Genomic DNA, 22,222 nt, shown 5'->3' with positions numbered 1-22,222 from the left:
GAACCGCGACGGCTCCCGGCAGCGGACGGCGAACAGGCCGACCGCACGTTCGCCGCGTGGCAATACCGAATCGACGAGCACAACGTGAACGACACCGTTTTCCCCCTCGAAGCAAGCGCCGCAGAGGCCCAGGCCGCGATCCGCGACGAGTTCGCGTTCTTCGGTGACTGGTCGGAGCGCTACCAGTACCTGATCGACCTCGGCCGCAAGCTGCCGCCGTTCCCCGACGAGCTCAAGACCGAGGACAACCGCCTGCTCGGCTGCCAGTCGATGGTCTGGATCGTGCCCTCAGGTGACGCGACGCGGATGGACTTCGCCGCCACCAGCGATTCCGCGATCGTGTCGGGGCTGATCTTCCTCGCCCTGCGCGTCTATGCCGGCCGCAGTGCGCAGGAGATCGTCGCCACCGAGCCCGACTACATCGCCGCGATCGGGCTGGCGAAGCACCTCTCGCCCACCCGCAGCAACGGGCTGGCGGCACTGCTGGCGGAGATCCGCGCCGCCGCGCAACGCGCACTGGCGTGAGCGCACCGGCGCAGGCTGCCGCGGACGACAGCAGCCGCGCCGCACCGCTGCGCAATGCCGGCTTCCGCCGGCTGCTGGCCTACCGCATCTGTTCGATCCTCTCCTACCAGGTGGTCGCGGTCACCGTCGGCTGGCAGGTCTACGAACTCACCCGCAACCCGTGGATGCTGGGCCTGATCGGGCTGGCCGAACTGCTGCCCTATTTCTGCGTGGCGCCGTTCGCCGGCTACCTGGTCGACAACCTGCCGCGTCGCCGGCTGGGCATGGCGGCGGGCCTGGGACTGGCGCTGACCCCGGTGCTGCTGGCTGCTCACGATCGGCGTGATCGATGCCGGCGTGTGGGCAATCTACGCCGCGGTGGTGCTCACCGGCATGGTGCGGGCCTTCCTCGGGCCGGTCTACAACGCCCTGTTTGCACGCGTGCTGCCGCGCGCGCAGTTCGTGCGCGGTGCAAGCCTGGGCAGCATCGTGTTCCAGTCGGCGCTGGTGCTGGGGCCGGCAATCGGCGGCGTGCTGGTGGGGTGGTCGGGCACCGTGTCGGCGTACATGGCCGCGGCGGTGCTGGCGCTGGGCGTGGTCGTCGCGCTTGCCGGCATGCAGGTCACCGAGCCGGCCCCGGTGCTGCAGCGTGCGCCGATCTTTTCCAGCATCGCCGAAGGGGCGCGCTTCGTGTTCGGCCACCAGATCCTGCTGGGTGCGCTGGCGCTGGACATGTTCGCGGTGCTGTTCGGCGGGGCGATCTCGCTGGCGCCGGCCTTCATCCACGACATCCTCGACTACGGCCCCGAAGGGCTGGGCATCCTGCGCGGTGCGCCGGCGCTGGGCGCGGTGGCGGTCGGCGTGTGGCTGGCGCGCAACCCGATCCAGCGCAATGCCGGGCGCATCCTGCTGGTGGCGGTGGCGTGTTTCGGGCTGTGCATCATCGGATTCGGACTGTCGCGGGTCTTCTGGCTGTCGGCGTTCTTCCTGCTGCTGTCGGGTGTCTGCGACGGCGTGTCGGTGGTGATGCGCTCCACGATCCTGCAGTTGGCGACCCCCGACGAGATGCGCGGCCGGGTGTCGTCGATCAACGGGCTGTTCGTGGGTTCGTCGAACGAGCTCGGCGCCTTCTATGCCGGCTCGATGGCGCGTTTGCTGGGGCTGGTGCCCGCGGTGGTGCTGGGTGGCTGCGTGACCATTTCGATCGCGCTCGCCGCGGCATGGCGGGCGCCGCGGCTGCGCCGGCTGGACCTGCGCGACCTGCAGGCCGGACCACTGGAAGCTGAACGCGGCCATTGAGCGCACACACGACACGCCACCGCCACTGCATATCATCCGCGTTCCCACCGCGTGCGCGCCCGGATGCCGACAGTCGCCTCCCCACTGCCACGAACCCGCATGGAACTGGGCCTGGCCCGCGTGGTGCGCCAGTGGCACCGCTGGCGGCCGGCCCCACTGGAAGCCTGCCCGCCACAGCACTTCACCTGCCACGACATTCCCGCCGCCACCGGCGATGGGCCAGCGCCGCCCACGGCTGCGGTCCCGCGCATCGTGTGGACGTACTGGGACGATGCCCGTCCGCCGTCGCTCGTGCGCGCCTGCCTCGAAAGCTGGCTCGAACACGCCGGCCGCTTCGAACTGCGGCTTCTCGACGATGGCAACCTCGGCGACTGGATCGACGCCCTGCCCCCCGGCCTCGAGCGCGACCCGATCCGCCGCTCCGACTGGATCCGCCTCGACCTGCTGCGTCGCCACGGCGGGATCTGGATCGATGCCAGCAGCATCGTCACCCGTCCGCTGGACTGGGTGCTGGAGGAGCAGCACGCGACGGGCGCGGATCTCGTCGGCTACTTCCTGCGCCGCTACACCACGGACGCGCGTTTCCCGGTGGTGGAGAACTGGTGCATGGCGGCTCCGCCCGGCAGCCGCTTCATCGCCGATCTGCATGACGAGTTCACCCACCACGTGCTCGCCGGCAGCAACGAGGACTACATCGACCGGCTTGTTGCCCTCGATCTCTACGGGCGGGTGCGGCAGAACATCGAGATTCCGCACTACCTGAGCATGCATCTCGCGGCACAGGTGGTGATGCAGACGCGTGGCGGCTACCGGATGGCCCTGGGTGCAGCCGAGGACGGGCCGTTCTTCTATCACCACGCCAGCCGCTGGAACCGCAATGCACTGCGCGCACGCCTGCTGCTGCGCAAGGCCGGCGACGCCGTCCCCGCGTTGATCAAGCTGCGCAAGCCGGACCGACGCCGACTCGATACCTACATCGATGCAGGCCTGTCGCTGCCGGGCAGCCTCGCGACGCGCTACCTGCACGCGAGCGACTGAACCCGCCGGATGCCGGAAACGGACAGGCCCCGCGATGCGGGGCCTGTCCGGATCACGCGTGAGGCGCGCGGGTCAGTCGCCCATCTGCTTCTGCAGATGCTCCCAGCGCTCCTGCTCGTCGATCGTGCGCTCGGCAGTCAGACGTGCCTCGAGGCGGTCCAGCCCGATCTCCTCGCCCGAGTCGACGCTGTAGCCGTACTCGCCCGAGTCGACACGCTTGAGCGTGCTGTCGATCTTGCCGATCAGCTTGCGGTAGCGGTCGCGGGTGCGCAGTTCGAGCGAGTTCTCGGTCTCGCGGGTGGCACGCTCGGCCTCGTCGCCGACGTCGCGCACTTCTTCCTTGAGGTTCTCGATGGTCTGTTTGGATTCCTCCACGAGGTCCGCACGCCACTGCATCAGGCGCTGGCGGAAATACTCGAGGTGGAGCGGGTTCATGTATTCCTCCTCGCGGGAGGGGCGATAACCGTTCGGCACGATCGGACGGCCGGTCTCGGGATCGGTTTTGTATTCCACTACCTTGTACTTCGTCCTGGGCGCCGGGGGAGCCGGGCGAGCGGCGACAGCCACTGCGACCTTGCCGGTCCGGCGCGGGTTCGCGGCCGCGTTGGCGGCCTGGGGAGCGCCAGTCGGCGCGGTGTTCCTGTTCGCGCCCTTCGGCGCGGTGGTCCTGGTGGTATCCGGTGCTTCCGCCTTGACCGCTGCGGCCGGGGCCAGCTTGCGGGCGACGTTGGCTGCCTTGGCGATCGGCTTCTTTGCAACCGCGGACTTGCTCGCCACGGCAGGCGTTGCGGCCTTCTTCACCACGGTCCTGCCGGCCGGCACCTTGGCGACCTTCTTCGCAGGTGCCCTGGAAACGGTCCTGGTCGTGGCTTTCTTCGCCGGCGCGGCCTTCTTGGCAGACGCCGCCTTCTTCACTGCAACGGCCTTCTTCGCGACTGCCGCCTTCTTTGCGGCCTTCGCGGGAGCCTTCTTCACCGGGGACCTGGCAGCGGTGGCCTTCTTTGCCGCAGCCTTCTTCGCCGGTGCCTTCACGGCCTTCTTCGCGGGCGCCTTCTTCGCCGCCGCGGTGGCGGACTTTTTCGCGGTTTTCTTCGCTGCCACGTCGCTCCGTCCTTTCGTTCCCTTGGATTGGGAAAGCGGGGTGTTATACCCTGCCCCGGCGGCAGCGGCAACCGAGCACGACCCCCCATCATCACGCCGCATGCATCCAGTGATCGACCGCTTCCTCATCCTCCTGCTGCGCCTGTACAAGCGCCTGTTGAGCCCGCTGCTCGGCCCGCGCTGCCGGTTCGTCCCCAGCTGCTCCGAATACGCGATGACCGCCATCGCGCGCTTCGGCGCGCTCAAGGGCGGATGGCTGGCCGTGCGCCGCCTGTCACGCTGCCATCCCCTGCACCCCGGCGGGCACGACCCCGTGCCGATGCCGCACACGGACTCCACCCAATGACCGACACCCTCATCATCAACGCGCGCCTGGTCAACGAAGGCGCGGTCACCGAGGCCGACCTGCGCATCAGCCACGGGCGCATCGCCGCGATCGCCAGCGGCCTGACGGCACGCAACGGCGAGCACGTGGTCGATGCCGACGGCCGTTGGCTGATGCCGGGGATGATCGACGACCAGGTGCACTTCCGCGAGCCGGGCCTTGAATACAAGGCCGACATCGCCAGCGAATCGGCGGCGGCGGTGGCGGGCGGGCTCACCAGTTTCATGGACATGCCCAACACCAGCCCGCCGACGCTCGACGCCGGCGCGCTGCAGGACAAGTACCTGCGCGCCGCGGGGCGTGCGCATGCCAATTTCGGCTTCTACCTGGGTGCCAGCAACGACAACCTCGACGCGGTGCGCAGCCTCGACCCGGCCACCGCGCCGGGGGTCAAGGTGTTCATGGGCGCGTCCACCGGCAACATGCTGGTCGACAATCCGGAAACGCTCGACGGCATCTTCCGCGAGACCCCGGTGCCGATCATCACCCATTGCGAGGACACGCCGACGATCGATGCGCTGCTGGCGAAGTTCCGCGCGGAGTACGGCGACGACATCCCGGCGGAGTGCCACCCCGACATCCGTTCGCGCGAAGCCTGCATCGCGTCCACCCGGCTGGCGCTCGAGCTTGCGCGCCGCCACGACACCCGCCTGCACGTGCTGCATATCTCGACGGCCGACGAGCTCGCGCTGTTCGAGCGCGGCCCGCTGGTGGATGCCGACGGACGCGTGCGCAAGCGCATCACCGCCGAGACCTGCGTGCACTTCCTGCACTTCGCACGGCCCGACTACGCGCGGCTCGGCCACCAGATCAAGTGCAACCCGGCCATCAAGGATGTCGTCGACCGCGATGCGCTGCGCCGCGCGATCGCCGACGACGTCATCGACGTGCTGGCCACCGACCACGCACCGCACACCTGGGAGGAGAAGCAGCAGACCTACCTGCGCGCGCCATCGGGGCTTCCGCTGGTGCAGTTCGCGCTGTCGGCGGCGCTCGAGCGCGTGCACGAGGGGCACTTCGACATCGCCACCGTGGTGCGCAAGTTCGCGCATGCGCCGGCGCAGCTGTTCGACGTGCGCGAGCGCGGCTTCCTGCGCGAGGGCTACTGGGCGGACCTGGTGATGGTGGAGGACACCCCGTTCCAGGTGCGGCGCGAGCAGGTGCTGTCGAAGTGCGGCTGGTCGCCATTCGAAGGCACCACCTTCCGCAGCCGGGTCGCCTCGACCTGGGTCAACGGCACGCTGGCCTGGGACGGCGAGCGCATCACCGGTGCGCCCGCCGGCCAGCGGCTGGAGTTCGCGCGTTGATGGCGGCATTGCGCCCGCTGGCACGGCGCTGGACCGCTGCGCTCCTGTGCGCCCTGGCGATTGCGCCGTTCGCCGTTGCGGCCGATGACCGCGTGGTGTTTCCCGACCGCGTGCAACAGGGCGCGATGGTGATCGGCAAGGTGCCGCCGGGCAGCGAGGTCACCCATGCCGGACGCACGCTGCGGGTCACCGGCTACGGAAGCGTGGTGTTCGGCGTCGGCCGCGACGAAAGCGGCCCGGTGCAGGTGTCGGTCACCCGCCCCGACGGCAGCCGGCAGCCGGTGGCGATCCAGGTCCTGGCCCGCGACTGGCCACTGCAGCGCGTGGACGGCGTGCCGCCGGCCACCGTCGATCCGCCACCGGCGATCGCCGAACGCATCCGCCGCGAGCAGGCGCAGGTGTCAGCGGCGCGGGTACGCGACGATGCCCGCGCGGATTTCGCCCAGCCCTTCATCCGTCCGGTCGAAGGCCGCATCAGCGGCCGCTTCGGCCGTGCCCGCGTCTACAACGGCAGGCCTGGGTCGCCGCATTCGGGCATGGACATCGCCGCGCCCACCGGCACGCCGATCCGCGCGCCTGCCGCAGGCATCGTCACCTTTGCCGCACCGGACCTCTATCTCACCGGCGGCACGGTGCTGCTCGATCACGGCCACGGGGTCAGCTCGAACTTCCTGCACATGTCGCGCATCGACGTGGCGGTGGGCGATCGCGTCGAGCAGGGTCAGGTGCTTGGCGCGGTCGGCGCCACGGGTCGTGCGACCGGGCCGCACCTGCACTGGGGCATGAGCTGGTTCGACGTGCGCATCGATCCACAGCTGGTGCTCGAACGCGCTCAGTGAGGGCACCCTGGGTATGCGCGGGTCACCCGATGGGTGACCACCAGGCACAGGCGTTGAAGCCACAGGGTCGCGGGGCAGAAGCGCTGCACGCGCCGCCCTGATCGGCTACCGGTCAGCGCGTAAGCGCGGAAATCCGTGCCCGGGCTCTACGGCCCGCTGACCCGCGCCACCGCGTCATGCGCGTGCAGGCTTTCGAAGTGCGACACCGTCGCCTCGAAGCGCGACACGTGCTCGTCGGCGGCAAGCGCGGCAGCGACGCGGCGCGCGGCATCCTCGCAGAACATCAGGTTCTCGGCGTTGAGGCGCGCGAAGGCCTGTTCGTCCTCGCGCTTCACCGCCGTCTGCACCGGCGTGCCGAGTGCGGCTTCCAGGGCATCGACCAGCGCCTCGACCGGCAGGCCGGCATCGAACGACGGCTGCAGCTCGACGCGCACGTCGGCGCGGCTGCGCTGTGCGTGCGGTGTGGCGGCAAGCCCGCGCTCCGACGCCAGCCATTCGCCGACCACCTGGGTCGACAGTGGGCGCGCCGCCGCGAAATCCCCGGTGAAGCGCGCCGCGTTGAGCTGGCGCGACAGCGCCGCCGAGGCCGGACAGGTGCTGGAATACTCGACCGAGAACGCCAGCACCGCACGGAAGCGGCCATCGGCCACCGTGGCTTCCAGCTGCACCGGGTAGCGCTTCCAGCCGGCGTTGTCGCTGGCCAGCGCGCGGCGACGCAGCAGGTGTTCGTAACGGATCACCACGCGCGCCGAGCCCGACAGGCCACGCTGCGAATCGACCAGGTCGTCGAGGATGCGGCGCAGGCCGGACAGTGTCAGGGGCTCCGCGGCAAACGCGTCCTGCAGGCGCAGGTACAGCCGCGACATGTGGATGCCGCGGGTATCCGGGCGCCGCAGGTCGACCGCGACGTCGACCTCCGCAGGCACCTGCATAGCCGCTCCACCCTCCATGGCCGGCAGCTGCAGAGGCAGCGCGATGCGGTCCATCCCCACCCAGTCGAGCGCGCGCGCGGACAGCGCGGCATCGTCGGCGACATCGGGCAGGACGGGGGCAAGGCGCTGGGTCACGGTTCACCGGGGACGACAGGGGGGCCGGCTAGTGTAACGGCGCAGGTCCGGCTGCCCGCGCAACGATGCGTTGTGGCGGGTGCCGCGGGCGATCGCGGCGATAGGCAGCGTCTGCCGTTTCAGCCGCGCGCCGCGCGCCATGCCAGTGGCAATGCCCGCCATGCCGCGAGCGATTGCGGGGCCTTGCCGTCGGCCAGCGCCAGCAGGCGCCGGCGCAGCAGTTCGGCCTGGATGCGGCGTCCGCGGCTGCCGGCACCGCGCCGGCCGGGCCACGCCGAAAGCACGCGCCGCGCCTCGTCGGCGTCGCCATGGCGCAGCGCACGCTCGCCCAGCAGCACCGCGACCAGCTGCGCGGCGTCATCGGCGCCCACCGTCTTCCCGGCAAGCTCGGCCTCTGCCCGGGCCAGCGCCTCGGCGAGCGGAGCCAGCGTCGTGCCGATGTTTTCGGGTGCACCCTCGCGCGTGGCCGGAAGCACGTTCAGCGCGTGTCCCAGCGTCGCCCAGTCGACCGGTTGTGCGCGCAGATGCTGCGCCAGCGGATGCCTGCGCGCGCCGCGTGACCAGCCCAGCAGTTCGTCCTGCCACCACGCCAGCTTGGCCAGCCCCGGCGCCGCCTGGCTGCCGCCCCAGGCGGCATCGGCGAATTCCTGCAGCAGCGCAAGCCAGGCCTCCAGCGCCTCGCGCTCGCCCGGGGAGATGAAGGCGATCGCCACGCCCCATTCCGGCCAGCGCTCCTGGAACTTGCCGATGAAGCTTTCCGGCGGCTCGCGGTTGTCGGTGGTGGCCATGCCCGGGCCCGCCTCAGCCACGCGTGGCGACGCGCGGCCAGCACGCCGGGTCCAGCAGCTCGCCGGGCTGGTCGACCATCACGTCGCCGCCCCAGTTGCGTGGCAGGTCGTCGCCGAGGCGATAGCCCCACAACGCCACGATCGACGGCATCCCGGCGGCGCGCGCGGCCTCGATGTCGCGCTCGTCATCGCCCACGTACACGCAGTCGGCCGGGTCCACGCCCAACGTCTGCGCGGCATGCAGCAGCGGCAGCGGATGCGGCTTGCGTTCGGCCAGCGAATCGCCGCCCACCAGCACCTTGCAGCGGAACTGCCACTCCAGTGCGCGCAGCACTTCGCTGGCGAGGTATTCCGGCTTGTTGGTCACCACGCCCCAGGTCACGCCATCGGCCTCGAGCGCGTCGAGCAGCGCGGGGATGTCGTCGAACGGCCCGCCGTGGCGGCCGAGCTCCTCGCGGTAGATCGACAGGAATTCCGGAACCATGTCCTGGCGTTCGGCAAGATCGGCATCCGGGAATGCGGCAGCGGACATCGCCCGCGCACCCTTGGACACATGCGGGCGCAATTCGCCCAGCGCCATCGGCGGCCGGTTGCGCTGCGCGCGCATGCGGTTGACGGTGGCAAGCATGTCCGGCGCGCTGTCGAGCAGCGTGCCGTCGAGGTCGAACAGCACCGTGCGCGGGAAGCGACCCGGGGCGTTCATGACGTCGCCGCCCTGCGTGCGCAGGCGAGGTAGTTGACCTCCGTCCGCGACACCAGCCGCGCGCGATTGCGCCACGGCTCGTACATCATGCCGCTGACGTCCTCCAGCTCGAGCCCGCAGTCGCGCAGCCAGGCGGCCAGTTCCGACGGACGGATGAAGTCCTCGTAGCGGTGGGTGCCGCGCGGCAGCAGGCGCGCCACGTATTCGGCGCCGACGATGGCCAGCGCAAAGGCTGCCGGCGTGCGGTTGAGGGTGGACACGAACAGCCGGCCACCGGGCCTGAGCAGCGTGGCGCACGCGCCGAGGATCGCGCCCGGATCGGGCACGTGCTCGAGCATCTCCATGCAGGTGACGGCATCGAAGCTGCCCGCTCCGGCCTCGGCGAGGCTTTCCACCGCCTGCTGCCGGTAGTCGATGTCCAGCCCGGACTCGCGCGCGTGCAGCTGCGCGACCCGCACCAGTTCCGGGGCGAGATCGATCGCGGTCACGTGCGCCCCGGCAGCGGCGAGTGCCTCGCTCAGCAGCCCGCCGCCACAACCCACATCCAGTACCCGGGCACCCGCCAGCGGTACGCGCCGGGCGACATACGCCAACCGCACCGGGTTGAGCGCATGCAGCGGCTTCTGCGGGCCGTCCGGGTCCCACCAGCGGCTGGCGAGCGCGGCGAACTTGTCGAGCTCGGACTGGCGGTAATTGCTTGCGGTTGCGGTCATTGCATGCTCCTGCGCTGCGTGTGCCTCAGCGCCCGAGGGCGGCGATGCGGGTGCGCCACTGGCGCGCGTTGGCGACCAGCGCCGCGGCGTCGATATCCACCAGTTCGCGGGAGCGCAGGCGCGCGCGGCCGCCGATCCACACATCGCTGACCTGGTGGCGGCCGGTAGCGTAGACCAGCTGCGAGTGCACGTGATGCAACGGTTGCGTCTCCAGCGCCGAGAGGTCCACGCAGACCAGGTCGGCCTGCTTGCCGGCCTCGATCGACCCGACCAGGTGGTCGAGCCCGATCGCCCGCGCGCCGCCCAGCGTGGCCGCGCGCAGCGCGGTGGCAGCATCGAGCGCGGAGGCGTCCTGCGCGACAGCCTTGGCGAGGATCGCCGCAGTGCGCGTTTCCCCGAACATGTCGAGGTCGTTGTTGCTGGCGCAGCCGTCGGTGCCGATGGCGAGGTTCACCCCGGCGCGCTCGAGCGCGCAGGCCGGGCAGAAACCCGATGCCAGCTTGAGGTTGGATTCCGGGCAATGCACCACGCTGACGCCGCGCTCGCGGCAGAGGTGGATCTCCGCGTCGGTCAGCTGGGTCATGTGCACGGCGATCAGCCGGTCGTTGAACAGGCCCAGGCGATCCAGGCGCGCAATCGGGCGTTGGCCGTGCTCGGCCAGCGACTGTTCCACTTCCTGCGCGGTCTCGTGCAGGTGCAGGTGCACCGGCACGTCGAGCTGGTCGGACAGCATCCGCACGCGTTCGAAGTTGGCGTCGCTCACCGTGTACGGCGCATGCGGCGCGAACGCGGTGCTGATCAGCGGATCATCGCGCCACTGGTCGTGCACCTCGCCGGCGCGCGCGAAGTATTCGTCGTCGCTCTTGGCCCAGGCGGTCGGGAAGTCGATCACCGGCAGGCCGACGCGGGCGCGGAAGCCATGGCGCTTGTAGACCGCCGCCTGCACGTCCGGGAAGAAGTAGTTCTCGTTGACGCAGGTGGTGCCACCGCGAAGCATCTCCGCGATCGCCAGGGTCACCCCGTCGGCGACGAACTCCGGGCCGATCACCGCGGCCTCGATCGGCCAGATGTGGTCCTGCAGCCAGGTCTTGAGCGGCAGGTCGTCGGCCACGCCGCGCAGCAGCGTCATCGGGTTGTGGGTATGGGCGTTGACGAAGCCGGGCATCAGCGCCGCGTCGGGGCGCGAGACCGTCTCCGCCGCCTCGAAGCGGGCACGCGCTTCGTCACGTGGCAGCAGCGCCACGATCGCGCCGTCGCGGACGGCGACCGCGTGGTCCTCGAGCACCACGCCATGCGGTTCCACCGGCACCACCCAGCCGGCTTCGATCAGGAGGTCGACGCGTTCCGGGGGCTGGCTCATTGCGTTCACCGCTTGCGGTCCGGCGGTGTCGCGACGGCGGCACCGATGGACGTGGACGTCGTCAGGCGGGAATCCGGGACCGGGGTCCGTGGATGACCCGCCGTACGGCTGTTTGGAACCCCGCCTCCGCGGGGATGGCTGATCCGCAGCGCGGGCGCTGCGGATCAGTCACTTCACCCGGCTGACGTAGTCGCCGGAGCGGGTGTCGACCTTGATCACCTCGTCCTGGCCGACGAACAGCGGCACGCGCACCACCGCGCCGGTCTCCAGGGTGGCCGGCTTGCCGCCGCCGCCGGAGGTGTCGCCGCGCACGCCGGGGTCGGTCTCGGTGATCTTCAGTTCGACGAAGTTCGGCGGCTGCACCGCGATCGGGGTGCCGTTCCACAGGGTGACCACGCAGTCCTCCTCGCCCTTGAGCCACTTCTCGGCGCCGCCCATGCCGGCCTTGTCGGCCTGCACCTGCTCGAAGTTGTCCGGGTCCATGAAGTGCCAGTACTCGCCGTCGGCGTAGAGATAGCGCATGTCGGTGTCGACGACGTCGGCGGCATCGACCGAGTCGGTGGCCTTCATGGTGACTTCCTGCACGCGGCCGGATTTGATCATCCGGTACTTCACGCGCGTAAAGGCCTGGCCCTTGCCCGGCTTCACGTACTCGGTGTCGGTGATGATCGCGGGCTCATTGTTGACCAGGATCTTCATCCCGTTCTTGACGTCGTTCATGCCGTAGCTGGCCATCTCTGCTCCTGCGGTCCCGCCTGCGCGGGAGATAGAATGTCGGTTTGCGCCCGGTGCCGTTGCGCCGCGCTGAGCCCGACATGATACCTGCAGCCTCCCTTTCCATGCAGCCGCGCCGATGGCAGCTGGCCTGGCGCGACGCGGTCCGCGATCCGCGCGAACTGCTCGGCCTGCTGGGCCTGGACGCGCTGGCCGCGCGCGTGCCGGAGGCCGCCTGCGCGCAGTTCCCGCTGCGCGTGCCGCGCAGCTTCGTCGCGCGCATGCGCCATGGCGATCCCGCCGACCCGCTGCTGCGCCAGGTGTTGCCGCTCGACGACGAGCTGCGCCCGGTGCCGGGATTCGACCTGGATGCCGTCGGTGACGCGGCCGCCCGCGCCGGCCGCGGCCTGATCCGCAAGTACCGCGGCCGGGCGCTGCTGGTGGCGACCGGCAGCTGCGCCGTGCACTGCCGCTACTGCTTCCGCCGCCACTTCCCCTATGCCGAGGAGACCGCGGCTGCCGGCGGCTGGCACGACGCCGTCGCGGCGATCGCGGCCGACTCCGGCATCGACGAGGTGATCCTGTCCGGCGGCGACCCGCTGTCGCTGGCCACCGCCAAACTCGGCGAACTCACCCGCGCGCTGGCGCCGCTGGCGCACGTGAAGCGCCTGCGCATCCACACCCGGCTGCCGATCGTGCTGCCCGAGCGCGTCGACGAGGAACTCGTCGGCTGGATCGCCACCCTGCCCTGGCCGGTGACGGTCGTGGTGCATGCCAACCACGGCAACGAATTCGATGCCGACGTCGATGCCGCGATGTTACGGCTGCGCGCGACGGGCGCGACGCTCCTCAACCAGGCGGTGCTGTTGCGCGGCGTCAACGACTCGCTCGACGCCCTGGCCGCGCTGAGCGAACGCGGCTTCGAGGCCGGCGTGCTGCCCTATTACCTGCACCAGCTCGACCGCGTGGCCGGGGCGGCCCATTTCGAGGTGGACGACGCGCGCGCACTGGCGCTGCATGCCGCCCTGCGCGACCACCTGCCCGGCTACCTCGTGCCGCGGCTGGTGCGCGAAGTGGCGGGTGACGGCTCCAAGCGGCCGCTCTGACCGTCATGCCGATGGACGCCGCAGCCCGGCGCATGGCATAAACCCCGGGCTTCCGGGGAGGGACGCATGGCAAGACAGGACAACGCGCTGCGCCTGGTGATCGTCGACGACAGCGTCGAGGACGCCGAGGCGATCGTCAGCGGTCTGCGCAACGCGGGTATCGCGGTACGGCCCCTGCGGCCGGCGACCCTCGAGGAACTCGACGCCGCACTCGGCGGCCAGCCGATCGATCTGGTGCTCGCCGCGCAGCGGCCCGGCGCGCTGCCGCTGGCCGAGGTCGCCCAGCGGGTGCTGGCCAGCGGCAAGGACATCCCGCTGATGGCGGTGGTCGAGAGCATCGACGAGGTCGGTTTCCTCGCCGCGCTTTCGCTCGGCGCGCGGCGGATCGTGCCGCGCCACAAGCCCGCGGTGCTGCTGTCCCTGGTGAAGAGCGAGTGGGCCGATCTCGAGGCCCGCCGCTCGCTGCGCCGGCTGGAGGCACGCGTGCGGGAGACCGAGCGACGCTGCGATGCGCTGATCGACTCATCGCGCGAACCGATCGCCTACATCCACGAAGGCATGCATATCCGCGCAAATACGGCGTACCTGGAGATGTTCGGGTACGAGGAATTCGAGGACGTCGAGGGCATGTCGCTGCTCGACATGGTCGGCCCGCAGCACGTCGACGACTTCAAGCAACTGCTCAAGAACCTGTCCAAGGGCGAGCCGCCGCCGCCGCACTACGAGCTGCAGGCGCGCGACATCGAGGGCAACGCCTTTCCCGCCACGATGGAGTTCACCCCGGCCCAGTACGAGGGCGAACCCTGCCTGCAGGTGATCTTCCGGCGTGCCGAGGTCGATCCGGAACTCGCCCGCCAGGTCGAGGAGCTGCGCAAGCGTGATCAGGTCACCGGCCTGCTCAACCGCCCGACCTTCCTGCGGTTGCTCGAGGATGCGGTATCGGCATCGGCGGCCGACAACCACCAGCACGGCCTGCTGCTGATCGAACCCGACCATTACCAGCGGCTGCTGCAGGAGATCGGCCTCGACTCCGCCGACGACATGCTGGCCGCGCTGGCCGAACGCGTGCGGGCGGTGATCGGCGACCAGGCGGTGGCGGCGCGCTACGCCGAGCACCGGCTGGCGGTGCTGCTGCGCGATGCCGATCACGCCCGCACGGTGGCGCTTGCGGAGAACATCCTCGCCGCGTTCACCGCCGACATGTTCCAGATCGGCAGCCATTCCAGCGTGGTCACCGCCAGTATCGGCGGCGTGCAGATCGGCGAGAAGATCGCCAGCATCAGCCAGGTGCTGGCCAAAGCCGACGCCGGCGTGGCCTCGTCGCTGGCGGTGGGCGGCAACCGCTACGAGATCTTCGACCCGGCGGCCGCCGACCGCGCGGAAGAGGAACATATGCAGGCGTGGGTCGAGCGCCTGCGCGACGCCCTGGACCGCGACAGCTTCGTGCTGCACTACCAGCCGGTGATCAACCTGCAGGGCGAGACCGGCGCCGTCTACGAGACGCTGCTGCGGCTGGACGCCGGCGACGGCGAGCTGGTGAAGCCGCTGACCTTCCTGCACATCGCCGAGGAACACGGGCTGCTGTGGGAGATCGACCACCACGTGGTCGGCCAGGCGATCGCGCGGATCGGCGAGCGCATGCGCGCCGGCAGGCCGACCACGCTGCTGGTGAAGATCAGCCAGGCCTCGCTGCACGACGACAGCCTGGTGCGCTATATCGGCGAACAGCTCGCCAAGCACGAGGTGCCCGGCGAGTACCTGGTGCTGGAGCTGCCGGAAGCCAAGGTGTTCACCCACCTCAAGGCGACGCGCGACTTCGCCACCGCGATCGGCCGCTACGACTGCCGCCTGGCCCTCGAGCATTTCGGCGTGGGCCTGGATTCCTTCCAGCTGCTCGCCCACCTGCAGCCGCACCTGCTCAAGCTCGACCGCAGCTTCACGGAAGAGCTCCCGCAGAATGCCGACAACCAGCGGCGCATCGGCGAGATCGCTGACAAGGCACGCGAACTCGGCATCCGTACGATCGCCGAATCGGTGCAGGACGCGTCGAGCATGTCGATCCTGTTCTCGGCCGGCATCGATTACGTGCAGGGCATGTTCCTTGCCGAGCCGGGGCCGCACATGAACTACGACTTCGAGTAGCCGCCTCCGCGCCACGAAAAAGCCCGCCATCCGGCGGGCTTTTTTGGTTGTCGATGACGGATCAGAACGCGCGCTGGCGGGCCCCGTCGCTTTCGCCGAGGTCGGCGTTGCGCAGGCTCTGGATGCGCTCCTCCAGCGGCGGGTGGCTCATCAGCAGGCGCTTCAGGCCATGGCCCAGCCCGCCGCTGATGCCGAATGCGGCGATCTGCTTGGGCAGCGTGTTGTGGCCATAGGTCTGCCCCAGCCGTTCCAGCGCGGCAAGCATCTTCTGCCGGCCGGCCAGCTGGGCCCCACCGACGTCGGCGCGGAATTCGCGGCGACGCGAGAACCACATCGCGATCATGCTCGCGAACAGGCCGAAGATCATGTCCAGCACGAACACGATGGCGAAGTAGGCAAGCCCGCCACCGCCGTTGTCGCGGCCGCCATTGAGGTAGCCGTCGACGGCGCGTCCGACCACGCGCGCCAGGAAGATCACGAAGGTATTGAGCACGCCCTGCAGCAGGGCCATCGTGACCATGTCGCCGTTGGCCACATGCGCGACCTCGTGGCCGAGCACGGCCTCGGCCTCGTCGCGGGTCATCGAGCGCAGCAGCCCGGTGGATACCGCCACCAGCGCGTTGTTGCGACTCGCGCCGGTCGCGAAGGCGTTGATTTCCGGCGCGTCGTAGATCGCGACCTCGGGCATGCCGATGCCTGCCTGCTGGGCCTGCCGGCGCACCGTCTCGACGAGCCAGCGCTCGCTCTCGTTGGCCGGCTGGGTGATCACGTGCGCGCCGGTGCTGCGTTTGGCGCTCCACTTCGACAGCGCCAGCGACACGAAGGCGCCACCGAAGCCGAACACGGCCGCGAACATCAGCAGCCCCGCACTGGTGGCGGGATCGATACCGAAGATGGCCATGACGATGCTGACGAGTGCCAGCACGGCAATGTTGGTGGCGAGGAAAAGGGCGATACGGCTGAACATCGGATTCGTTCCAGATAGGGGTTCGCGGACCATCGGCCGCGTTGCTGCCGACATAATGCCAGCCTACCGGAATTCAAGTGGTCCGGTCAGCCCCGGTTGCCCGCACAGCCCATGCCCCCCACTCCGACACCACCACGCGGACGCTTCGCGCCCTCGCCCACCGGCGCTCTGCACGCCGGTTCGCTGCTGGCCGCCCTCGGCAGCTGGCTGTTCGCCCGCCACGTGGGAGGCGAGTGGCATGTGCGCATCGAGGACATCGACCCGCCGCGGGAAGTGGCCGGCGCCGCGGATGCGCAGTTGCGTGCACTCGCCCGCCTCGGCCTGCAACCGGACGGTGCGGTCGTGCGGCAGAGCACGCGCGGTGCGCTCTATGCACAGGCGCTCGAGCGCCTGCTCGACCAGGGCGACGCCTTCGTCTGCCACTGCAGCCGCAGTGCGCTGGCCGCGCATGCCGGCGTCCATCGCCGCTGTGTGGGCGGCGCGCCCAGGCGTGACCCCTCGATCCGGCTGCGTGTTCCCCAAGGCACCCGTGTCGCCTTCGAGGATGCCATCCAGGGCCACGTCGCCGAGGACGTGCATGCGGTCACCGGCGACTTCGTGCTGCGACGCGCCGACGGCTACTGGGCCTACCAGCTGGCCGTGGTGGTCGACGATGCCGCGCAGGGCATGACCGGGATCGTGCGCGGCGCCGACCTGCTGGGATCGACCGCGCGCCAGATGGTCCTGCAGCAGCGCCTGGGCCTGCCGGTACCGCGGTACGCGCACCTGCCGCTGCTGCTGGATGCACGCGGCCACAAGCTCTCCAAGTCGCTGGATGCCCTGCCCTTCGATGGGACCGATCCCGTAGCCGCGCTTGCCGGTGCATGGCTGCTGCTGGGGCAGCAACCACTGGCTGCCACCACCACCGATCCTCGCGACTGGCTGGTGCTGGCCAGCGCCGCGTTCGAGCCCGGACGGATCCCGCGTGGACCGCTCGCCGCATCGCACAACACCGGTGACCGGGACCCACCCTAGAATCGGCGGCGCACCCACGCCCCGTGGCAAGGAGAAGGAAATGACGGCAAGAGTCGCCCTGGTGACCGGGGGAACCGGCGGGATCGGAACCGCCATCTGCAGGCGCCTGCACACGGCGGGATATCGCGTCGCCACCAATTACCGCGACGAAGGCCGCGCCCGCGAGTGGCAGGAGCGCATGCGCGCCGAGGGCTACGCGATCACGCTCGCACAGGGCGATGTGGCATCGGCGGAGCAGTCGGAGGCGATGGTGCGGCAGGTCGAGCGCGATCTCGGGCCGGTCGACATCCTGATCAACAATGCCGGCATCACCCGCGACACCACCTTCCACCGGATGCGCGCCGACCAGTGGCGCGAGGTCATCGACACCAACCTCAATTCGGTCTTCAACGTCACCCGTCCGGTGATCGAGGGCATGCGCGAGCGGCAATGGGGTCGCATCGTGCAGATCAGCTCGATCAACGGCCAGAAGGGCCAGTACGGCCAGGCCAACTACGCCGCCGCCAAGGCCGGCATGCATGGCTTCACCATCTCGCTGGCACAGGAAAATGCGCGCTTCGGCATTACCGTCAACACCGTTTCGCCGGGTTATATCGGCACCGACATGGTGATGGCCGTGCCCGAAGCGGTACGCGAGAAGATCGTCGCGCAGATCCCCACCGGCCGGCTCGGCACGCCGGACGAGATCGCCTACGCGGTGGCGTTCTTCCTGCCCGAGGAAGCCGCATGGATCACCGGCGCCAACCTCTCGGCCAATGGCGGCCAGTACATGGGCTGGTGATCGCGGCGCGCGCGCAACCGCCATCGCGCAGGCGCGTGGTGCGGTTGCGCGGGCCCACGCGCTGGGCCATGCTGCGTGGCAACACGGCCAGGCCACAGGGTCCCATGAGCGACCTCCGCATCATCAAGAAGTATCCGAACCGCCGGCTCTACGACACCGAGATTTCCAGCTACATCACGATCGAGGATGTCCGCCAGCTGATCATCGATGGCGAGAACTTCGAGGTCCGCGATGCCAAGAGCGGCCAGGACCTGACCCGGCAGGTGTTGCTGCAGATCATCTCCGAGCACGAACAGGAAGGTCAGCCGATCCTCTCCACCCAGCTGCTCGGCCAGATCATCCGCTTCTACGGTGACCCGCTGCAGGGGTTCATGGCGACCTACCTGGAACGCTCGATGCAGGTGTTCCTGGACCAGCAGACCCAGTTCCGCCAGCAGGTGAGCGGGCTTCTGGGGCAGACGCCCTGGACGATGATGAACAAGCTCACCGAACGCAATCTGGAAATGTGGCAGGACTTCCAGAAGAACCTGGTCGGGAGTGTCGGCCGCGCGCCCGGCACCGGCCCGGACAAGCCCGACGACAAGCGCGGCCGCTGAGTCGCGGACCGATCCGATACGGCGCGTTGCCGCCGCATCGCGCACAACGAGTTGATTGCATGAGTCCACAACGCGTGGCCGTCGTGACCGGCGGCCTGGGCGGCATCGGTACCGCCATCTGCAGGCATCTGGCGCAGGCCGGTTGCCGTGTCATCGCCGCCGACCTCGATGGCCCGCCCGAGCGCCGGGCCGCCTTCGGAGAGGCGATGCAGGGGCTGGATGCGGAAACGGCCGTGCTCGACGTGTCCGATTTCGACGCCTGCGCGCGCTTCGTCGCCAACGTCGAAGAGCGCCACGGCACGCTCGACATCGTCGTCAACAATGCCGGCATCACCCGCGACGCCACCCTGCGCAAAATGGAGCGCGTGCAGTGGGAGGCGGTGATCGACGTCAACCTGGGCAGCGTGTTCAACCTGTGCCGGCATGCCGTCGACGGCATGGTCACCCGCGGCTTCGGGCGCATCGTCAACCTCGCCTCGGTCAACGGGCAGACCGGCCAGTTCGGCAAGACCAACTACTCGGCCGCCAAGGCCGGCATGCATGGCTTCACGATGGCCCTGGCCCGCGAGGTTGCGCGCAAGGGCGTGACCGTCAATACGGTGTCGCCGGGTTACTGCGCCACCGCGCTGGTCGCCGCGATGCCGGACGCGATCCGCGAGGACATCGTCGACAGGGTGCCCGTGGGCCGGCTCGGCCAGCCCGACGAGATCGCACGCGCGGTGGCGTTCCTCGCCGCGGAGGAATCCGGCTTCATCACCGGCGCCAACCTGCCGGTCAACGGCGGGCTGTTCATGAGCTTCTGAGTCGCGACGCGCGAGCCGGCCGCCCGCGCATCGCCGCTACATCGGCTGTTCGCAGAAGCGTTCCCGGTATTCCAGCGCGCGCGGCATCATCGCCTGCAGGTTCTGGATGCGCGTGCCCGGGTTCGGGTGCGTCGACGAGAACTCCGGCTGTGCCTGCCGGCCCGATGCTTCGCCCATCCGCTCCCACAGCGGCACCGCCTCGCGCGGATCGAAACAGGCGGCGGCCGCCAGCATCAGCCCGACCTCGTCGGCCTCGGTCTCGTGCTTGCGCGCATACGGCAGCAGGTAGCCGTAGCCCATCGCCGCCATCACCATCTGCTGCTGCTGCGGGTCCATGCCGCTCATCGCACCGGCCATCTGCCCGACCTGGCTCAGCCGTTGCTGCGCCATGCGCTGCGCACCGTGGCGCAGCAGCGCGTGGGCGATCTCGTGGCCCATCACCACCGCCATCGCGTCCTCGTTCTGCGCCACCGGCACCAGCCCGGTATAGACCGCCATCTTGCCGCCGGGCAGGCAGAACGCGTTGGCCTGCTCGGACTCGATCACGTTGACCTCCCAGTCGAAGCTCTGCGAGAAGCGCGTCGGCTGCATGCCGTGCTCGGCAGCGAGCGCCGCCTCGACGACATCGACCTTGGCGATCAGGCGGTCGGCGATCGACTGCACCTCCCGGGCGATCGGCAGCGACGGATCCACCGGGCGTTCCTGCTGCAGGATCTGCTGGTAGGCCTCCAGCCCCAGCGCCTTCTCGTCGTCGGCCGACAGGTTGCGGTCGATCAGCACCTTCTGCCCGGTGACCGGGTCCTCGACCTGGTTGGAGAAGTAGTAGAAGACGCCGTACCCGGCGAACAGCAGCAGGATCCACAGGCGCAGGCCCCCGCCGCGGCGGTTGCGGCGTCGCGGGTCCGACTGTCGGGAAAACGGGTCCTGTCGCATCGTGGGTTCTCGTGCTGGCGCGGGGTGCGCGCCGATGTACCACGCCCGGCACGCAAGACGTGGTGAGGATGCCGCGGGGATCAGAGATCGCGGACCACGCGGAAGCCCAGGCGGGCGTTCGTGGTGTCGCGCTGCGCAGGCGTGCGCCATGCCGAACGCGCCTGGCCGGGCGCGCTGGCCCAGGATCCGCCGCGGATGACATGCGTGCGGCAGCCGGGATTCACCCACGGCGTGGCATCAGCCGGTGCGCGGCGGTAGTTGTCGTGCCAGCAGTCGGCGACCCACTCGCTGACATTACCGGCCAGGTCGTGCACTCCCCAGCGGTTGGCCACGAAGCTCGCCACGGGTGCCGGGCCCCAGTAGCCATCGCCATAGCCCGGGAAGGCATTGCTCCACTGCCTGCCCGAGGGCGAGCGGTCATTGCCGCCGGTCAGGTTGCCGACGCCGTCGGGAACCTCGCGGCCGTCGCCCCACGGAAAGGCGGTCCCGGTACCGGCGCGCAATGCGTATTCGAACTCCGCCTCGCTGGGCAGGCGGTAACGGTGGCCGCTCTGTTCCGACAGCCAGTCCGCGTAGGCGGCGGCATCCACCGCACTGGCGTGCAGCACCGGGGTGTTGTCGGCGGCGAGCGCCCCGATGTGGTCGTGGCGCCAGTCGACATTGCTGCGGCGGACGAAATTGCCGCTGCGCTCGTCGTAGACCATCGAAAAGCCGCGCCGCGCCGAACGGGTCTGGTAGCCGGTAGCGTTCACGAACCGCCGGTACTCGCCCACGGTGACCTCGGTGACCGCCATCGCGAAGCCGCGGTCGAAACGGATGTTGCGCTGTGGCCGCTCGGAATCGGTGGAGCCGGGCTCGTTCGCGGGCGCGCCCATGGTGAAGGCGCCATGCGGTATCACCACCATCCGCGGGCCACGGCCGCCACTGCCGAGCGCGTCCGTGAACACCTGTCCCGGGCGGAACAGGCCGTAGTGCACGGCGAGGTCGATGCGTTCGCGCAGGTCCACGGCCGCCGGATCGCCCGGCTCGGCGATGCTCAACAGTTCCGCGAGCCGCGCACGCGCCTGGGCGATGCCGTCCTCACCGGCCAGCGCCGCCACGCCCTGGTCGCGCAGGCGGGCGATGCGCAGGGTGCGCATGCGCGCGATGCGCTCGCGGGCGTCGGGCACGGTGGCGATCTCGGGACGCAGCACCGCGGCGTGCTCCAGCCACTGCCCGGCGCTGTCGAAGTCGCCGCTGGCGGCCGCGTTCTCGGCGCGGCGGATCAGCGCGCTCTCCACCGCTGCGAGGTTCTGCATCGCACGTGGCTGGCCGGGTGCGAGTTCCAGCGCCTCGCGCAACTTCGGCAGCGCGCCATCGCCCGATTCGCCGAGCCGGTCCTGCGCCAGGTCCGCCTCGGCGAGGCGGTTGAGTTCCCACAGATGGTCGGCGCGATCCACCCGCTGCAGATAGGCCTGGGTCTGTTTGTCCTGCGGCCAGACATCGCGCGCGACCGCCGCGACCCGGTGGGCATTGCGCAGGGCGTCGGGGTCGTCGCCGCTCTGCGCCAGCGCTTCGTCCCCGAGGGCGATCAACCGCGCGCGCGCCGCGTTCAGGCCGCGTCGCGCGTCACCGTCCTCCGGGTCGCGTTCGAGCAGCGCGAGGTACAGCGGGATCGCCGCGTCCTCGCCCTCGTAGAGATCTCCGCTGTCGAGCGCCTCGCCGGCACGCTCGCGTGCCTGCGCGACCTCGTCCCCGTCCTCTTCGTCCAGCGCCACCCGCGGGCGCTGCCAGCTCAGCGCCGCGGCGCCCGCCTCCTGGGCGCTGATGGTGACGCTGCCGGTCGCCGCGGCCGGCGACGCGTCCTCCGCCGCCGGCACGTCCGGGTCGCGCGCGCATGCCGCGCACACCAGCAGGACCAGCGGAATTACAAGGATGGGGCGAAGACGCAAGCGGGGCTCCAGATACCTGGCAGGGGTGTACGAACGGCGGACGGTAGGGGGCGCCCGCGGCGCGGTCAATCGCGTGGCGCGCAGCGCGCAGTATCTCCTGCGCATGCCCCGACCTTCGTGGAGACCGGCCC

General features: G+C 70.1%; 21 protein-coding genes and 1 pseudogene. 12 read left to right on the top strand and 10 right to left on the bottom strand.

The genetic code is table 11. The features are described 5' to 3' along the window. Window positions 1–84 precede the first annotated feature (84 nt). The 3 genes and pseudogenes from LDO11_RS07575 (at window position 85) to LDO11_RS07565 (ending at window position 2,841) form a co-directional block, all read left to right on the top strand. A complete protein-coding gene (locus LDO11_RS07575) occupies window positions 85–525 on the top strand; it encodes a SufE family protein (RefSeq protein ID WP_232140991.1) in 441 nt (146 codons plus the stop codon). Further along, window positions 522–1,803 (top strand): annotated as a pseudogene (locus LDO11_RS07570) (MFS transporter). Before LDO11_RS07575 ends, LDO11_RS07570 begins: the two are co-directional and overlap by 4 nt. Window positions 1,804–1,902: 99 nt before the next feature. Beyond that, entirely contained in the window at window positions 1,903–2,841 is a 939-nt protein-coding gene (locus tag LDO11_RS07565) for a glycosyltransferase family 32 protein (RefSeq protein ID WP_232140990.1), read from the top strand. 72 nt (window positions 2,842–2,913) lie between these two features. On the opposite strand, the gene dksA is transcribed toward LDO11_RS07565, so the two are convergent. Next, window positions 2,914–3,942, bottom strand: coding sequence for an RNA polymerase-binding protein DksA (dksA, locus tag LDO11_RS07560; RefSeq protein ID WP_232141091.1), 1,029 nt, complete (start codon window positions 3,940–3,942; stop codon window positions 2,914–2,916). Window positions 3,943–4,042: 100 nt separating this feature from the next. Here dksA and yidD point away from each other — a divergent pair, with 100 nt between their 5' ends. Genes yidD through LDO11_RS07545 form a run of 3 tightly spaced genes read left to right on the top strand, consistent with a single transcriptional unit; the run spans window position 4,043 to window position 6,473 of the window. Beyond that, window positions 4,043–4,288, top strand: a complete 246-nt coding sequence (yidD, locus tag LDO11_RS07555; protein ID WP_129136036.1) for a membrane protein insertion efficiency factor YidD — start codon at window positions 4,043–4,045, stop codon at window positions 4,286–4,288. Further along, entirely contained in the window at window positions 4,285–5,634 is a 1,350-nt protein-coding gene (locus LDO11_RS07550; RefSeq protein WP_232140989.1) for a dihydroorotase, read from the top strand. The genes yidD and LDO11_RS07550 overlap by 4 nt, the downstream gene beginning before the upstream one ends. Further along, a complete protein-coding gene (locus tag LDO11_RS07545) occupies window positions 5,634–6,473 on the top strand; it encodes a M23 family metallopeptidase (protein WP_129136038.1) in 840 nt (279 codons plus the stop codon). Before LDO11_RS07550 ends, LDO11_RS07545 begins: the two co-directional genes overlap by 1 nt. Before the next feature lie 146 nt (window positions 6,474–6,619). On the opposite strand, the gene folE2 is transcribed toward LDO11_RS07545, so the two are convergent. The 6 genes from folE2 to efp form a co-directional block, all read right to left on the bottom strand. Further along, window positions 6,620–7,540, bottom strand: coding sequence for a GTP cyclohydrolase FolE2 (folE2, locus tag LDO11_RS07540; protein ID WP_129136039.1), 921 nt, complete (start codon window positions 7,538–7,540; stop codon window positions 6,620–6,622). Between the two features lie 119 nt (window positions 7,541–7,659). Beyond that, window positions 7,660–8,328, bottom strand: coding sequence for a hypothetical protein (locus LDO11_RS07535; protein ID WP_232140988.1), 669 nt, complete (start codon window positions 8,326–8,328; stop codon window positions 7,660–7,662). Window positions 8,329–8,341: 13 nt separating this feature from the next. After that, window positions 8,342–9,031, bottom strand: coding sequence for a phosphoglycolate phosphatase (gene gph / locus LDO11_RS07530; protein ID WP_232140987.1), 690 nt, complete (start codon window positions 9,029–9,031; stop codon window positions 8,342–8,344). Next, a complete protein-coding gene (gene ubiG, locus LDO11_RS07525) occupies window positions 9,028–9,744 on the bottom strand; it encodes a bifunctional 2-polyprenyl-6-hydroxyphenol methylase/3-demethylubiquinol 3-O-methyltransferase UbiG (protein ID WP_232140986.1) in 717 nt (238 codons plus the stop codon). Before ubiG ends, gph begins: the two co-directional genes overlap by 4 nt. A gap of 25 nt (window positions 9,745–9,769) precedes the next feature. Further along, window positions 9,770–11,104, bottom strand: a complete 1,335-nt coding sequence (locus tag LDO11_RS07520) for a TRZ/ATZ family hydrolase (protein ID WP_129136043.1) — start codon at window positions 11,102–11,104, stop codon at window positions 9,770–9,772. 168 nt (window positions 11,105–11,272) lie between these two features. Further along, a complete protein-coding gene (efp, locus tag LDO11_RS07515; protein WP_232140985.1) occupies window positions 11,273–11,839 on the bottom strand; it encodes an elongation factor P in 567 nt (188 codons plus the stop codon). 80 nt (window positions 11,840–11,919) lie between these two features. Between efp and epmB the strand changes: the two genes are divergently transcribed. Together epmB and LDO11_RS07505 are read left to right on the top strand one after the other, a co-directional pair. Continuing rightward, complete coding sequence (epmB, locus tag LDO11_RS07510; protein ID WP_232140984.1) at window positions 11,920–12,924, top strand: EF-P beta-lysylation protein EpmB; 1,005 nt, start codon at window positions 11,920–11,922, stop codon at window positions 12,922–12,924. A 66-nt stretch (window positions 12,925–12,990) separates the two neighbouring features. Beyond that, window positions 12,991–15,066, top strand: coding sequence for a GGDEF/EAL domain-containing response regulator (locus LDO11_RS07505; protein WP_232140983.1), 2,076 nt, complete (start codon window positions 12,991–12,993; stop codon window positions 15,064–15,066). A 61-nt stretch (window positions 15,067–15,127) separates the two neighbouring features. On the opposite strand, the gene htpX is transcribed toward LDO11_RS07505, so the two are convergent. Further along, entirely contained in the window at window positions 15,128–16,033 is a 906-nt protein-coding gene (htpX, locus tag LDO11_RS07500) for a protease HtpX (protein WP_232140982.1), read from the bottom strand. A 111-nt stretch (window positions 16,034–16,144) separates the two neighbouring features. Between htpX and gluQRS the strand changes: the two genes are divergently transcribed. The 4 genes from gluQRS (at window position 16,145) to phbB (LDO11_RS07480) (ending at window position 19,227) form a co-directional block, all read left to right on the top strand. Then, on the top strand, window positions 16,145–17,047 hold the full coding sequence (gene gluQRS, locus LDO11_RS07495; protein WP_232140981.1) for a tRNA glutamyl-Q(34) synthetase GluQRS: 903 nt from the start codon (window positions 16,145–16,147) through the stop codon (window positions 17,045–17,047). Window positions 17,048–17,087: 40 nt separating this feature from the next. Beyond that, window positions 17,088–17,828, top strand: coding sequence for an acetoacetyl-CoA reductase (gene phbB / locus LDO11_RS07490; RefSeq protein WP_232140980.1), 741 nt, complete (start codon window positions 17,088–17,090; stop codon window positions 17,826–17,828). Between the two features lie 104 nt (window positions 17,829–17,932). After that, window positions 17,933–18,424, top strand: a complete 492-nt coding sequence (phaR, locus tag LDO11_RS07485; protein ID WP_232140979.1) for a polyhydroxyalkanoate synthesis repressor PhaR — start codon at window positions 17,933–17,935, stop codon at window positions 18,422–18,424. A 59-nt stretch (window positions 18,425–18,483) separates the two neighbouring features. After that, entirely contained in the window at window positions 18,484–19,227 is a 744-nt protein-coding gene (gene phbB / locus LDO11_RS07480; protein WP_232140978.1) for an acetoacetyl-CoA reductase, read from the top strand. A gap of 36 nt (window positions 19,228–19,263) precedes the next feature. On the opposite strand, the gene LDO11_RS07475 is transcribed toward phbB (LDO11_RS07480), so the two are convergent. Together LDO11_RS07475 and LDO11_RS07470 are read right to left on the bottom strand one after the other, a co-directional pair. After that, on the bottom strand, window positions 19,264–20,160 hold the full coding sequence (locus LDO11_RS07475; protein WP_232140977.1) for a M48 family metallopeptidase: 897 nt from the start codon (window positions 20,158–20,160) through the stop codon (window positions 19,264–19,266). A gap of 80 nt (window positions 20,161–20,240) precedes the next feature. Continuing rightward, entirely contained in the window at window positions 20,241–22,196 is a 1,956-nt protein-coding gene (locus LDO11_RS07470; protein ID WP_435574620.1) for a formylglycine-generating enzyme family protein, read from the bottom strand. Between the last annotated feature and the right edge of the window lie 26 nt (window positions 22,197–22,222).

This window comes from Alterluteimonas muca, assembly GCF_021191595.1.
Classification (GTDB): domain Bacteria; phylum Pseudomonadota; class Gammaproteobacteria; order Xanthomonadales; family Xanthomonadaceae; genus Luteimonas; species Luteimonas muca.
The sequence above is the reverse complement of the archived record's forward strand: the minus strand, read 5'-3'. Positions and strand labels throughout refer to the sequence as shown.